The 14310-nt window shown below is 74.1% G+C and carries 13 protein-coding genes; 10 read left to right on the top strand and 3 right to left on the bottom strand.

What is annotated here, in order from left to right; genetic code table 11:
- Positions 1–4: 4 nt before the first annotated feature.
- From egtC to O7546_RS15625, 4 genes are all read left to right on the top strand, one after another.
- Positions 5–751 carry an ergothioneine biosynthesis protein EgtC gene (gene egtC, locus O7546_RS15640; RefSeq protein ID WP_194799313.1) on the top strand — a complete coding sequence of 249 codons (747 nt, stop codon included), beginning with the start codon at positions 5–7 and terminating at the stop codon, positions 749–751.
- A gap of 32 nt (positions 752–783) precedes the next feature.
- Entirely contained in the window at positions 784–1749 is a 966-nt protein-coding gene (egtD, locus tag O7546_RS15635; protein WP_281599118.1) for an L-histidine N(alpha)-methyltransferase, read from the top strand.
- Positions 1750–1976: 227 nt separating this feature from the next.
- Entirely contained in the window at positions 1977–2564 is a 588-nt protein-coding gene (locus O7546_RS15630) for a TMEM165/GDT1 family protein (protein ID WP_194799315.1), read from the top strand.
- Positions 2565–2686: 122 nt separating this feature from the next.
- Positions 2687–2890 (top strand): hypothetical protein, encoded by a 204-nt coding sequence (locus tag O7546_RS15625; protein ID WP_194799316.1) that lies wholly within the window; start codon positions 2687–2689, stop codon positions 2888–2890.
- Positions 2891–2950: 60 nt separating this feature from the next.
- On the opposite strand, the gene nhaA is transcribed toward O7546_RS15625, so the two are convergent.
- Positions 2951–4252, bottom strand: a complete 1302-nt coding sequence (gene nhaA / locus O7546_RS15620; protein WP_194799317.1) for a Na+/H+ antiporter NhaA — start codon at positions 4250–4252, stop codon at positions 2951–2953.
- 161 nt (positions 4253–4413) lie between these two features.
- The gene (locus tag O7546_RS15615; RefSeq protein ID WP_269697085.1) at positions 4414–6261 is read right to left on the bottom strand and encodes a nucleoside-diphosphate sugar epimerase/dehydratase; all 1848 of its coding nucleotides are present in this window, start codon (positions 6259–6261) and stop codon (positions 4414–4416) included.
- A gap of 185 nt (positions 6262–6446) precedes the next feature.
- Here O7546_RS15615 and O7546_RS15610 point away from each other — a divergent pair, with 185 nt between their 5' ends.
- Positions 6447–7895, top strand: coding sequence for a polysaccharide biosynthesis tyrosine autokinase (locus tag O7546_RS15610; protein WP_281599114.1), 1449 nt, complete (start codon positions 6447–6449; stop codon positions 7893–7895).
- Here the strand turns inward: O7546_RS15610 and O7546_RS15605 are convergent.
- Positions 7876–8436 (bottom strand): low molecular weight phosphatase family protein, encoded by a 561-nt coding sequence (locus O7546_RS15605; RefSeq protein WP_281599112.1) that lies wholly within the window; start codon positions 8434–8436, stop codon positions 7876–7878. The genes O7546_RS15610 and O7546_RS15605 overlap by 20 nt on opposite strands.
- A gap of 144 nt (positions 8437–8580) precedes the next feature.
- On the opposite strand from O7546_RS15605, the gene O7546_RS15600 reads away from it, so the two are divergent.
- The 5 genes from O7546_RS15600 to O7546_RS15580 all read left to right on the top strand — a co-directional run bounded on the left by O7546_RS15600 (position 8581) and on the right by O7546_RS15580 (position 14260).
- Positions 8581–9822, top strand: a complete 1242-nt coding sequence (locus O7546_RS15600) for a glycosyltransferase family 4 protein (protein WP_194799321.1) — start codon at positions 8581–8583, stop codon at positions 9820–9822.
- Positions 9823–9925: 103 nt separating this feature from the next.
- On the top strand, positions 9926–11710 hold the full coding sequence (locus O7546_RS15595; protein ID WP_194799322.1) for a DUF4012 domain-containing protein: 1785 nt from the start codon (positions 9926–9928) through the stop codon (positions 11708–11710).
- 13 nt (positions 11711–11723) lie between these two features.
- Positions 11724–12344 (top strand): hypothetical protein, encoded by a 621-nt coding sequence (locus O7546_RS15590; protein WP_128138550.1) that lies wholly within the window; start codon positions 11724–11726, stop codon positions 12342–12344.
- A gap of 99 nt (positions 12345–12443) precedes the next feature.
- Positions 12444–12860, top strand: a complete 417-nt coding sequence (locus O7546_RS15585; RefSeq protein ID WP_194799323.1) for a protein-tyrosine phosphatase family protein — start codon at positions 12444–12446, stop codon at positions 12858–12860.
- Between the two features lie 101 nt (positions 12861–12961).
- Entirely contained in the window at positions 12962–14260 is a 1299-nt protein-coding gene (locus O7546_RS15580) for a serine hydrolase (protein ID WP_194799324.1), read from the top strand.
- Positions 14261–14310: the final 50 nt, after the last annotated feature.

The raw sequence follows: 14310 nt of genomic DNA, 5'->3' as shown, positions 1-14310 counted from the left end.
CCCGATGTGCCGTCACCTCGCGTACCTCGGTCCACCCGTGCTGCTGTCCAGCCTGCTGTTCGACCCGCCGTACGGGCTGCTGCGCCAGTCGTGGGCGCCGCGTGACATGCGCGGCGGCGGCACCATCAACGCCGACGGCTTCGGTGTCGCCTGGTATCCCGGTGACGGCGACCCGGTCCGCTACCGGCGGGCCCAGCCGATGTGGAGCGACACCACGCTGCCGGAACTGGCCGCCGTGACGCGGGTGCGGGCGGTGCTGGCCGCGGTCCGCTCGGCCACCGTCGGCATGCCGCTGCACGAGACCGCCGCCGCCCCCTTCGCCGAGGGGCGGTGGCTGTTCAGCCACAACGGCGTGGTGCGGGGCTGGCCGGACAGCCTGGTCCCGCTCGCCGCCGGCCTGCCCGTCCGCGACCTGATCACCCTGGACGTGCCGACCGACTCGGCGCTGCTGTGGGCGCTGGTCCGGCACCGGCTGCGGGCCGGCGTGCCGCCGGACGAGGCGGTGGCGGACACCGTCGCGGCGGTGACCGCGGCCGCTCCCGGCTCGCGGCTGAACCTGCTGCTCACCGACGGTACGACGGTGGTGGCGAGCACGGCCGGGCACGCGCTGTCGGTGCGCCGCGGCGCGGACTCGGTGCTGCTGGCGTCCGAACCGTTCGACGACGACCCGGCCTGGCGGGCCGTGCCGGACGGCCGGCTCGTGGTGGCGACCACGGGCGGGCTCGACGTGCGGGAGACGACCGCCGCCTGACGATCAGTACCCACCGCAAGAGAGGACACTCGATGAGCGCGGAGCCGCTGGAGATCCACCTGGAGCAGCAGGACCTCGACCGTGGGTTGCGGGAGGACGTACGGGTCGGGCTGGCCGCGGCGCCGAAGTGGCTGCCGCCGAAGTGGTTCTACGACGCCCGGGGCAGCGAGCTGTTCGAGGAGATCACCCGCCTGCCGGAGTACTACCCGACCCGGGCCGAGCGGGCGGTGCTGGCCGCGCACGCCGACGACGTCGCCACCATGACCGGCGCGAAGACGCTGATCGAGCTGGGTTCGGGCTCGTCGGAGAAGACCCGGCTGCTGCTCGACGCGTTCACCCGCCACGGCGACCTGGGCACGTTCGTGCCGCTGGACGTGTCGGTGAGCGCGCTGCGGTCGTCCACCGAGCAGATCGCCGCCGCGTACCCGGGGCTGCGGGTGCGGGGGATCGTCGGCGACTTCACCCGCCACCTGGACCGGCTGCCCACCGGCGGCCGGCGCCTGGTGGCGTTCCTCGGCGGCACGATCGGCAACCTGCTGCCGATGGAGCGGGCCGAGTTCCTCACCGCGATGCGCGCGGCGCTGGAGACCGGCGACTGGCTGCTGGTCGGCACCGACCTGGTCAAGGACCCGGGCGTGATCGTGCCCGCCTACGACGACGCGGCGGGCGTGACCGCCGAGTTCAACCGCAACGTGCTGCGGGTGATCAACCGCGAGCTGGGCGCGGACTTCGACGTCGACGCGTTCCGGCACGTGGCGGTCTGGGATCCCGAGCGGGAGTGGATCGAGATGCGGTTGCGCGCCGAGCACCCGACCCGGGTGCGGGTGCTGGACACCGACGTGGTGTTCGCCGCCGGTGAGGAGCTGCGGACCGAGGTGTCGGCCAAGTTCCGGCCGGAGGGGATCGCGGCCGAGCTGACCGCCGCCGGGTTCGACAGGCGGGCGTTCTGGACCGATCCGGACGGGCTGTTCGGGGTGAACCTGGCCCGCGCCGACTGAGGGCCGCAGTGGCCCCGGCCACACCCGGTGACCGGGGCGGCGGGTGATCGGTTAGGCTGGCGGCGCGAAGGGGAGTAGCCCCCAATGTCGTGGTCGACACACTGGTGCGTTCCGCATCCGGCCACGCGGCCCCGGTCTCCGGGGCGGGCGAGACCTTCGACTCAGGCTGTCGCAGCCGGGTCGAGGGCGCCCCCGTTCCTCCTCCCGGCTTGATCGGGAAGGTTCACATGGAGGGTTTCCTCGTCGCGCTGGTGGTCAGCTTCGGCGTCATCTTCGTCGCCGAGCTGGGCGACAAGTCCCAGCTCATGGCTCTGACGTTCGCCACGCGGTTCAAGCCGGTGCCGGTGCTCATCGGCATCACTGTCGCCACCGCCGTCGTCCACCTGGCCTCGGTGGCCATCGGGTACGGCCTGAACGCGGCCCTGCCCACCGACTGGATCTCGCTCATCGCCGGTCTGGCGTTCCTCGGCTTCGGTGCCTGGACGCTGCGCGGCGACAAGCTGACCGAGGAGGAGAAGCGCAAGGCCGAGCGCGGCGGCCGGTCCGCGGTCATCGCCGTCGGTGTGGCGTTCTTCCTGGCCGAGCTGGGCGACAAGACCATGCTCGCCACCATCACGCTGGCCACCAAGTACGGCTGGTTCGGCACCTGGCTCGGCTCGACGCTCGGCATGGTGGCGGCGGACGCGCTGGCGATCCTGGTGGGCCGGATGCTCGGCCGGCACCTCCCGGAGCGGACCATCCGCTACGGCGCGGCGGTGCTGTTCGCCATCTGCGGCCTCTGGCTGATCTTCGAGGCGGTCTCCGAGCTGACCTGACGTGAGTGGTGCGGCGGCGCCCGATGATCGGAGAGCGCTCCGGTGGGTAAGCAGCCCGGGTGAGCGCCGTGGCGGTGACCGCCCGGCGGAGGACGAATCGGCACGACCGGGAGGTTCCGCCCATGAGCAGGCACGACGAGCCCAACGAGTACGGCTTCGCCGGAGGCGCCACCGCGCCGGAGCCGCCGCCGGGCGGGCGCGAGGACGAGCAGGACCGCGCCGAGCAGGTGGCAGTGCCCGGTGACGACCTCACCGGGCCGGCCGCCGAGGCGCTCGAGGAACCGGAGCGCAAGCGCGAGCCGCGGCCGGCCGAGCGCCGTCGCTGAGGCGTACCGCGTCGAGGGTGGCGGCGGGCGTGACCGGATGGTCGCGCCCGCCGTGCCGGTTCAGGCCGGGCCCTCCTGGTACACGTCCGGTACGCCGTCACCGTCGGCGTCCCGGCTCTCCCGCTCGCTGATCCGCCGGTAGACCCGGTTGCGGCGCACCAGCACCACCGAGGCCAGCAGGGCGGAGATCAACGAGCCGAGCAGCACGGCCACCTTGACGCCGTCCTCCTCCGGGCTGCCGGCACCGAACGCCAGTTCGCCGATGAGCAGCGACACGGTGAAGCCGATGCCGGCCAGCAACGCCAGCCCGAGCAGGTCGGCCCAGGTGATCTCCTCGTCCAGTTCGGCCCGGGTGAACCGGGCGAGCAGGTACGTCGACCCGAAGACGCCGATCACCTTGCCGAGCACCAGCCCGGCGGCCACCGCGATCACCACCGGGTTGGTGAGCACGCCGCCCACGTCCACGCCGACCAGCGTCACCCCGGCGGCGAAGAAGGCGAAGACCGGCACGGCCAGGCCGGCGGAGACCGGCCGCCAGCGGTGCTCGAGCCGCTCGGCCAGGCCGGGCGCGCCGTCGCGGCTGCGCAGCACCGGCACTGTGAAACCGAGCAGCACGCCCGCCACCGTGGCGTGCACGCCGGAGGCGTGCACGAGCGTCCAGGCGGCCACCGCGAGCGGGATCAGCGCCCACCACCAGGTCCGCCGCCGCTGCACCAGCAGCCCGAACGCGGCGATCGGCAGCAGCGCGGCGAGCAGCGGCAGCGGGTGGAACGCGTCGGTGTAGAAGACCGCGATGATGGTGATCGCGAAGAGGTCGTCGACCACGGCGAGGGTCAGCAGGAACGCGCGCAGCCCCTGCGGCAGGTGGGAGCTGATCACGGCGAGCACGGCGAGCGCGAAAGCGATGTCGGTGGCGGTGGGGATGGCCCATCCGCGCAGGCCGGCGCCGCCGGCGCTGAGCGTCACGGCCAGGTAGATCAACGCCGGCGCGATCATGCCGCCGAGCGCGGCGACCACCGGCAACGCGGCCCGCCGGGGGTCGCGCAGGTCACCGGCGACGAACTCGCGCTTGAGCTCCAGGCCGACCACGAAGAAGAAGATCGCCAGCAGCCCGTCGGCGGCCCAGGTGCGCAGGTCGAGGTCGAGGTGCAGCCCGGCGCCGCCGGGCCAGGGCACCCAGTGGCTCAGTTCGGCGTACGCGGCGCGCCACGGCGAGTTGGCCCAGATCAGGGCGAGGACCGCGCCGAGCAGCAGCAGGCCGCCGCCGACGGTCTCGGTGCGCAGTACGTCGGCCAGGAAGCGGGCCTCCGGCCAGGAGCGGCGGGACAGCAGGCGCGAGCGGTGCGGGGTGTGCTGGGGCATGTGGCGTCCGTTCGGGAGCTGGGGTCGGCGGAACCATCGCCGACCAGGCTTCCCGGCACACCGGGATCAACCCTAACGGGCGCCGCCACCCGCGGCGAGCCGAGCCGGCCGATGGGACGCCCGTCTCACCACTCGGGCGGAGCGTCCCATCGGCCGGCGGGTCAGCGTTGCCCGGGCAGAGCCGGCAGGGACGCCCCGACCGGGTCGCAGAACGCGGCCATCCACTTCATCAGCTCGTCCGCGTCGGCGTAGGGGTCGAGCCCGCGCACCTCGTCCGGGTCCAGCTCGGGCACCGGTACGTGGGAGATCAGCGGGTGCAGCGGCCGGGTGTCCACCTCGTCGGCGCCGAACAGGTGCTCGTGCAGCTTCTCGCCCGGCCGCAGACCGGTGAAGACGATCTCCACCGGGCGGTCCGCCTCGGCGGCGAGCCGGCGGGCCACGTCGGCGATCCGGACCGGCTCGCCCATGTCGAGCACCAGCGCCTCGCCGCCCCGGCCGATCATCGCGGCCTGGAGCACCAGGTGCACCGCCTCCTGCACGGTCATGAAGTACCGCGTCACGTCGGGGTGGGTGACGGTGATCGGCACCCCGGCGCGGATCTGCGCCTGGAACGCGGTGAGCACCGAGCCGCGGCTGCTGAGCACGTTGCCGAACCGGACGCTCAGGTACCGGCCGCCGAGCCGCTGCGCGTGGTACGCCGTGAGCCGCTCGGTGATCCGCTTGGAGTAGCCGAGGACGCTCGCCGGGTTGGCCGCCTTGTCGGTGGAGATGTTCACGAACTCGGCGACGTCCCGGCACGCCTCCAGCACGTTCAGCGTACCCAGGATGTTGGTCTTGATCGCTTCCCCGGGGTGGCGCTGGAGTAGCGTGAGGTGCTTCAGCGCCGCGGCGTGGAACACCACGTCGGGCTGCCGGTCGGCGATCACCCGGGCGATGCCCTCGGCGTCGCGGATGTCGGCCAGGATCAGCTCCGGCCCGTCCAGCAGCGCGCGCCCGTGCAGGGACATCTGCAGGGCGTGCAGCGCGGACTCGTCCCGGTCGAGCATCATCAGCTCGTCCGGCTCGCAGCGGGCGATCTGCCGGCACAGTTCCGAGCCGATCGAGCCACCGGCGCCGGTGACGAGCACCCGGCGTCCGGCCAGCCCGCCGCGCTCGACGCTCAGCTCGGCCACCCGGTGCGCGCGGCCCAGCAGGTCGGTGAGCTGAAGGTCGCGTACGTCGGTGGCGGCCACCGGACGGTCGAGGACCTCGCGTACCGGCGGCAGGACCTTGAACGCCGCCCCGGCCTCCAGCGTGCGGGTGCGCACGTCGCGCAGCAGCTGCGGGTCGGAGCCGCTCATCGAGAAGATGACGGTGCTCGCCCGGGTGGCCCGGACGGCGATGCCGATCTGCTCCCGGCCGCCGAGCACGCGCAGCCGCTCCAGCCGCAGGCCGCGGCTGTCGGGTGCGTCGTCGAGCAGACCCACCGGCCGGTAGCTGCTGTCCGGGTCGTGCAGCAGCGCCCGGACGAGCCGCTCGCTCGCCGCGTCCACCCCGTAGATCAGGCAGCGCTCGGCGTGTCCCGCGGCGGGTGGCCGGCGGTCGGCGTGGGCCCGCCAGAGCCCGCGAGCGGTCGCCATCACCACGAGCGCCACCGCGCCGCCGACCAGCGGCGTGCTGGCCGGCACCGGGTGCTCCGTCCACGGCAGCAGGGCGACGAAGCCGACGGCCGCGACGAGCGCGACGGTGGTGGCCAGGCCCTGCGCGTCGCCGGCGCTGCCGATCGGATACCGGCCGTAGAGCCGGGACCGCAGCAGCGTGAGCGCGGCGTACAGCGCGGCGCAGGCCAGCGCCACGCCGAGCGTACGGGCGCTGGCGGCGGCGGTGAGGTCGAACTCGTACCGCGTCCAGGCGGCACCGAGAAAACCGCCGCACCACGCGGCCGTGTCCAGCGTTAACAGGGAAAGGGTGGCGGCGCGGTGGGTGATCCGGCCGGGGGGTCGAACGGCTGTGATCGCATCACGATCCATGAGCTGCCCTCTACGTCCTATCCGTATTGAAAGGATTAGACCGTCTGTGCCTGTTCGGTCGTTTACTGTCGTCCAGTCACGTAACGTCGTGAATAGGCGATTCGATCCTGGCACGGCAACTGGGGTTTTTAGGGGGCTTTCGTGCAGTTTCATCGGCAGACCGGCGTGTCGCGAGGGGGAGCGTGATGGACGTTCTCGGCTACCTGCGCCTGGTCCGACGCCACTGGTGGATCGTGCTGGTGACGGTGATGCTCGGTCTGGGCGCCGCCGCGCTGGTGACGGTCCGGACGGCGCCTCGGTACGAGGCCTCGGTGACCTTCTTCGTCACCACGCCCAGCCAGGGGGTCACCGACGCCTACCAGGGCGGCCTATTCCTCCAGCAGCGGGTGAAGTCCTACGGTGACCTGCTCACCAGCGACCGGCTGGCGCAGAGCGTGGTGGCCGACGCGCCGCTCGGCCTGACCGCCGACCAGGTGCGCAGCCGGATCCACACCACCGCCACGACCGGCACGGTCCTGCTCCATGCGACGATCACCGACACCGACCAGACCCGGGCGCTGAAGACCACCGAGATGCTCGCGACCAAGTTCACCGAGCTGGTCCGCAAGGTCGAGACGCCGCCTGACGGCAAGGCCCCGCCCATCAAGATCGAGGTGGTCAGCGGTCCCCGGGTCACCTCCGACCCGGTCTCGCCCCAGCCCACCCGCAACCTGGTCCTGGGCGGTCTGCTCGGCCTGCTGCTCGGCGCCGGCCTCGCAGTGCTGCGCGGGGTGGCCGACGTCCGGATGCGCGACGGCGCCGGGCTGCAACGGGTGACCGGCAGCCCGCTGCTCGGCGAGATCCCGTACGAGACCGGCGCGCGGTCGGCGCCGCTGATCGTCGGCGACGCGGCCACCTCCGCCCGGGCCGAGGCGGTCCGCAAGCTGCGTACCAACCTGCGCTTCGTGGACGTGCACGAGCCGGCCCGGGTCATCGCGGTGACCAGCGCGCTGCAGGGCGAGGGCAAGACCACGATGGCCTGCAACACCGCCATCGCGCTGGCCGAGGCGGGCTGGCGGGTGCTGCTGATCGACGCCGACCTGCGCCGCCCCAAGGTCGCCGACTACCTCGGGCTCGACGGCGGTGTCGGCCTCACCGACGTGCTCGTCGGTGACGTCCAGGTCGGTGACGTGGTGCAGCGCTGGGGCGAGAAGTCCCTGCTGGTGCTGCCCAGCGGCGCCACCCCGCCCAACCCGAGCGAGCTGCTCGGCTCCAAGTCCATGGCGGACCTGCTGGTCGCGCTGCGGGACTCGGCGGACATCGTGGTCATCGACACCGCGCCGCTGCTGGCGGTCACCGACGGTGTGGTGGTGGCCGTGCAGGCCGACGGCGCGCTGCTGGTGACCCAGCAGGGGCGTACCTCCCGCAGCCAGGTCGCCGCGGCGGCGCACGCGCTCAGCTCGGTGTCGGTGCGCCTGCTCGGCTGCGTGCTCAACATGGCCAAGGTGGCCAAGGCGGACGCCTACCAGTACGAGGCGTACAAGGTGGTCGTGCCACCCGCGGCGCCCTCCGTACCGGCCGACCGGGCCGGCACCCGGCGGGGCGCGAAGGCCGTGGGCGACCGGACGCAGGAACTCACCCGGCTTTCGCGATGAGTGCGAGCACGGGCCGGATCGACCGCTCGATCTCCTCGGCACACCGCCGGAAGTCGGCGGGCGAGCCGCCGATCGGGTCGTGCAGGTCCTCCGCGTCGGGGGCGGCGGGTTGCAGCCGCCCCCGGGCGCGGACCGCGGCCGACACCGTCGCGCGCAACGGCGTGCCCGCGTCCGCCTCCGCCTCGGCAGGGCGGGCCTCCGCGGCCAGCCGGGCGAACTGCCGCAGCGTGAACGTCCGGGTCAGCGCGGCCGGCGCCAGCGAGGTACAGGCCGAGCGTTGCCGGCGGGTCGCGGTCAGCACCAGCGCCGCACCGGTCAGGTGCTCGGCGCGCAGCCGGCGGGTCCGGAAGGCCGCCGGGTCCGCGCCGGTGGCCGCGGTCACCTCGACCGCGTACGGGTGCATGACCGCCCCGTCGATCGCGTCGGTTCCCGCGCTGGCCACCGTCAGCGGCAGGCCGGCCAGCATGCGGCGGGCGATGAACTCCGCCATCGGTGACCGGCACATGTTCGCGTGGCAGACGAAGAGCACCTCGTCGACCATCTGCACCCCTCTCGTCGGCAGGGTCGCGACGGAGGGTGCCGCGACGGCGTTCTTCCGGCGGTCGCGGCCGGACGCAGAGGGGATGCGGGAATGGTACGCGGTGCGGCGCCCGGCCGTCCGGAAAGCCGCGCCGGGAGCGCGGTCATGAGGGTCGGCATCCTCACCTACCACTTCCCGCCGGAGCCGGCGTTCGTCCCGGGCAGCCTGGCCGAGGAGCTGGTGGCCCGGGGTCACGAGGTACGGGTGCTCACCGGCTTCCCGGACTACCCGGGCGGTCACGTCTATCCCGGCTGGCGGCAGCGCTGGCGGCACCAGACGCACAGCGAGCGGCTGACCGTGCGCCGGGTGCCCCGCTACGCCGCGGGCGACGGCTCCGCCCGTGCCCGTACCGCGAGCTGGCTCTCCTTCGCCGGCAGCGCCGCGCTCGCCGGACGGGGCCTGCTGCGCGACGTCGATGTGCTCTACGTCTACGGGCACCCGGCGGTCACGTTCGCCGCCACCGGGCTGCTGCGGCTGCTCGGCCGTACGCCGACGGTCCTGCACGTGCAGGACGTGTGGACGGAGCGGGACGGTCGTGCGGCGCCGGACGGCGGCTGGTCGGCGCGGCTGGAGTCCGCCTCCCGCCGCCTCTACCGGGAGGCGGCGGTGGTGGCCGTCGGTTCGCCGTCGATGGCGGATCTGGTCCGCGCCGGTGGGGCCGCCCCGGGCCGGGTGCGCACGGTGCCGAACTGGACCGACGAGCGCATCTTCCGCCCCACCCAGGCCGGTCCGGCGGTGCGGCGGCTGGTCCGCCGGGACGACCGCTGCGTGGTGATGCACGCCGGGACGATCGGCGCGCACCAGGATCTGGAGACGGCGGTCCGGGCGGCTGCGGCGCTCGGCGACCGGATGGATCTGGTGCTCGTCGGTTCCGGTCCGCAGGAGCGGCGGGTGCGGGGGCTCGCCGCCGATCTCGGCGCGGACAACGTCAGGTTCCTGGAGCGACGGTCCGCGGTGGACATGCCGCAGCTGTACGCCGCCGCCGACTACCAGCTCGTGGCCCAGCGCGACCTGCCGGAGCTGCGGGGCCGGGTGCCCGGCAAGCTGCAGGCCGCGCTCTCCTGCGCCGCACCGGTGGTCGCCTCCGCGGCGGGGGAGACGGCGGAGCTGGTGGAGCGGGCCCGCGCCGGCCTGTCCTGCCCGCCGGAGGACTGGGCGGCGCTGGCCGACCGCTTCTGGCTGGCCGCCGCCATTCCGCCGGCCGCCCGGCTCGACATGGGCAGGCGGGGCCGCGACGCGTACCTGCGGGACATGTCGTTGCGAGCCGGGGTGGACCGGATCGAGGCGCTGCTGCACGAGGCGGCCGAGCGGTCCTCGAACCGAACGAAGCTCGCACCCAGCCGATAAGTCGGCAGAGTGTCGAATAACGCCTCGAACAGGGACTTTCTCGTGCTAAAAAGCACTCGATCGCGAATTGTGTCCGATTCGACCGACACGTAGGGGGAAATCCGTGACCGGACCTGGTGCCACGCCCGGCCGGCGGCGCCGTTCGCGACGGCGCCGGCGCGCCCGGGTCCGCCGGATCCTGCTGACCGGGCTGGTCGTCGTGTCGGTGCTGCTCAGCGCCGGCGGCTGGGTCGCGTTCCGGGGCTGGCAGGCCCGCGCCCACCTGGTGAACGCCGCCGGGCTGGCCCGGGAGCTCAGCGCCCAGGTGCTCGACGGCGACGTGGCCCGCGCCCAGCGCACGCTCGCCGCGTTGCAGGAGCAGGCCGCCGCCGCGCGCGGCGAGACCGGCGATCCGGTGTGGTGGGTGGGCCAGCAGACGCCGTACGCGGGGGACAACCTGGCCGCGGTCCGGCAGATCTCGGTGGCGGTGGACGACCTGGCCCGGCTCGCGTTCCCCACGCTGCTGCGCGTCGACCTCGCCTCGCTGGTGCCGAAGCAGGGCAAGCTGGATCTCGCCCGCCTGCGCGCCGTCTCGGCCGAGGTGTCCGCCGCCGACCAGGCCGTGCGCCGCACCGCCGACCGGCTGCGGCAGGTGCCCACCGGCGACCTCGTGACGCAGGTACGCGACGCGGTCGTCGCGTTGCGCACCGAGCTGGACCAGCTCGGCGAGCTGACCTCGGCCGCCGACCGGGGCGCCCGGCTGCTGCCGCCGCTGCTCGGCGCGGACGGGCCGCGCACCTACCTGCTGGTCTCGCAGAACCCGGCCGAGCTGCGCGCCACCGGCGGCATGTTCGGTGCGTACGCCGTGCTGCGCGCCGAGGGTGGAGGGATTCGCCTGGTGAAGCAGGGCAGCTCGTCCGACCTGCGGCTCTTCGACCCGCCGCTGAAGGTCGGCGCGGAGGCGAAACGGCTCTGGGGTGAGCTGCCGGGCATCTATCCGGCGGACGTGAACCTCACGCCGGACTTCCCGGCCGCCGCCGCGCTCTACCGGGACATGGTGCGCCGACGGACCGGCACCACTGTGGACGGGGTGCTGGCGGTGGACCCGGTGGTCCTGTCGTACCTGCTCGGCGTGGTGGGTCCGGTGCCCGTGCCGGACGGGCCGTCGCTGGCCGCCGCCACCGCGGTACGGACGCTGCTCAGTGACTCGTACCGGGATCTGGAGACGAAGGACCAGGACGAGTTCTTCAGCAGATCCGCGTCGGGCGTCTTCGACACGCTGTTCACCAAGACGGTAGACCCGAGGGCGCTTTTGACCGTTTTTACCCGTTCAATCAATGAACGTCGGATATTGTTCTGGAGTGTCCGATCTGAGGAGCAACGCGCACTGGCCGGCAGCCGGCTGGCCGGTCAACTCCCGGAGAAGGACACCGTGCCGACGGTCGGCGTGTTCCTCAACGACGGCAGCGGCGCGAAGCTCGGCTACTACCTCAGGTTCTCGGCCACCGTGACGGTCGGTGAATGCCATCCGGACGGGCGCCGCGAGCTGCGGCTGCGGGTCACGGTGCACTCCACCGCCCCGAAGTCGGGCCTGAGCAAGTCGGTCACCGGGCTGGCCCTGGCCGGCGACAAGTACACCGCACGCACCTTCGTCTCCGTGCACACGCCCACCGGCGGCGCCGTGCTCACCGGCCGGCTGGACGGACGGGACACCGCGATGGGCAGCGGCACCGACGGCCGCCGCCAGGTGGCGGTGGCGAACGTGGAGACCCGCCCGGGGCAGACCCGGACGCTCGACGTCACGGTGCTCACCGGCCAGACCGGCGCCGGGACCGCCGAGCTGGTGCACACGCCCACCGTCACCCCATGGACCACCCAAGTAGTCAACGCACCAAGCTGTGAACAGTAGGAGGGAATCCATCATGCGGCTATCCCGCATCATCATGGCGCTCACGGTGGGCCTGGCCGTAGCGGCCGTGCCGACCGCGGCCGGGGCGGCGCAGCCGCAGCCCCCGGTCTACCCGCCCGAGGTCGCGTCGCTGACCGTCTCACCGACGACCATCCGGCTCGGCGAGACGTTCACCCTGCGGGGTTCGAACTTCGCGCCGAACGAGTCGGTGCGGATCGACGTGGCGATCTCGGGTCTGCCCGCGGCCGCCCCGGCCGAGGGGACCGCGCGGCGCAGCGACGGCAGCACGGTGGCGATGGCGCCGGTCGCCTACACGCCCAACCGCGCCCAGCCGCAGCCCGCGCCGACCACGTTCACCGTGACGGCCGACGCCAGCGGCAACTTCACCGTCACCTACCGGCCGACCCGGCCGGGCCGGTACACGTTCACCGCCACCGGCCTGACGTCCGGGCGGATCGCGAGCGCGACCGGCACCGTCCTGCCGCCGCGGCCGACCAAGTCGCCGCACCACGGCGGGCTGCCGGTCACCGGTGACAGCATCGGCACGCCGCTGAAGCTCGGTGGGGGCCTCGCCGCCGCCGGTGCGGTGCTGCTTCTGGCCTCGATGGCCTGGCGTCGCCGTCGCCTCGGCTGATCCGGGGTGCGCCGGGGACGACCCGGCTCGATCGTGAGTGCCCGCCGGACCTCGTCCGGCGGGCACTCACGTGTCCGGACGCCGGGACACAATGACCCGATGGACGCGACACCGTGGACCGACCGGACCGGCCTGCTCACGCTCCCCGGGGGCGCCACCGTGCGCGGTCGCCGGGTCGCCGGGCCCGCGTCACCGGCTGACTTCGCCCTGCTGCTGGCGCCCGGTCCCGAGCCGGAGTGGCCGGCCCGGCGGGTCCGCTGGCCCGACTTCTGGATCCCGGCCGACCGGGCCGATGCCCTGGACGCGCTCCGGGAGGCGCGGCGGCGCGCGTACGCGGGGGAGCGGGTCGAGGTGGCCTGTCACGGCGGAGTCGGGCGCACCGGCACCGCGCTGGCCGCCCTCGCCGTGCTGGACGGGCTGCCCCCCGCGCGGGCGGTGGCCTGGGTGCGGTCCGGCTACCACAGGCGCGCGGTCGAGACGCCGTGGCAGCGGTGGTGGCTGCGCGGCGTGCGCTGACGCGCCAATCGGTCACCGACCGGGACCGCGTGATCGGCACCGTGTCACGACACCGGTGAGCCGTCCGGACCTGATCATCCGGCTCGGTAGGGTGCCATCTCATGAGAGCCCGGGTCCTGGCCGCCGCCACCGCCGTCACCCTGCTCACCACCGGCGTTCCGGCCCCGGCCACAGGCGCCCCGGCCGGCACGCCCGCGGCTGCGCCGGCCGCGGCACCCGCCGCTCCGGCCGCCGCACCCGTGCCCTGCCCGCGCCTGCCCGCGCCGAAGGTCAGCCGGCCGCCCCGCCCGACGCCGCCGGCCACGACGCCCGAACAGGCGGCGGTGGGCGGCGAGGCGCTGGCCGGTACCGGGCTGGTCACGCCACCCGGCAGCCCCGCGCCCCCGGCGGTCACCGCCGCCACCTGGCTCGTGGCGGACCTGGACACCGGCGCGGTCCTCGGCGCGTGCGGCCCACACGTCCCCGGCACCCCGGCCAGCACCCAGAAACTGCTGCTGGCCGCCACCATGCTGAGCCGACTGGACCCCAGGCAGGTCGCCGTCGCCACCCGCGCCGACCTGGACATCGAGCCGGGCAGCTCGGCCGTCGGCCTGCTCGTCGGCGGCCGCTACAGCGTGGAGACGCTGTGGCTGGGCCTGCTGCTCCAGTCCGGTAACGACGCCGCGAACATGCTGGCCCGTCTCGGCGCCGGCAGCTCCCAGGCCGGCGTCGCCGAGATGAACGCGCAGGCCCGCCGGCTCGGCGCCGGCCAGACGCACGCGGTCACCCCGTCCGGCCTCGACGGCCCCGGCCAGTTCACCAGCGCGTACGACCTGGCACTCATCGCGCGGGCCTGCTTCGCCGACGCCGCGTTCCGCCGGTACGCGCGCACCGAGCGCACGCAGATCCCGGCCCAGCCCGCGCTGAAGAAGGGCGGGTTCCAGATCCAGAACGAGAACCAGCTCATCTACCGCTATCCCGGCGCGCTCGGCGGCAAGACCGGCTTCACCGAGCTGGCCCGGCACAGCTACGTCGGCGCCGCCCAGCGCGACGGACGCCGCCTCGTGGTGACGCTGCTCGGCGCCGAGGCCCGCCCGGTACGCGGCTGGCAGCAGGGCGCCCAGCTGCTCGACTGGGGCTTCCGGCAGCCCCGGGACGCTTCGGTCGGCCGGCTGGTCGAACCGGGCGAACGGGACGCCGAGGCGGCGGAGCCCAAGCAGGCGGCGGCCGCGGAGCCGAGCCGTACCGCATCCCCGCCCTGGCGGGGACCGGCCGGGACCGCGCTGCGCCGCGTCGGCGACGGGGACTGGCGGATGATCGTGCCGCTCGCCGGTCTGCTGGCACTGACCGTCGGCGGGGTGGCGGCGGTGCTCGCCGCCCGCCGGAGCCGGTCACGCCGTCGCGGACGCCGCCGCGCCTGAACCCGGCGTCCCGGCGGATCGCGTGGACACCGATTCCGTGGGTATGCGCC

The sequence above is a fragment of the Micromonospora sp. WMMA1976 genome (assembly GCF_027497335.1).
GTDB classification, from domain to species: Bacteria; Actinomycetota; Actinomycetes; order Mycobacteriales; family Micromonosporaceae; genus Micromonospora; species Micromonospora aurantiaca.
This window is presented reverse-complemented; position numbering and strand designations above follow the sequence as displayed.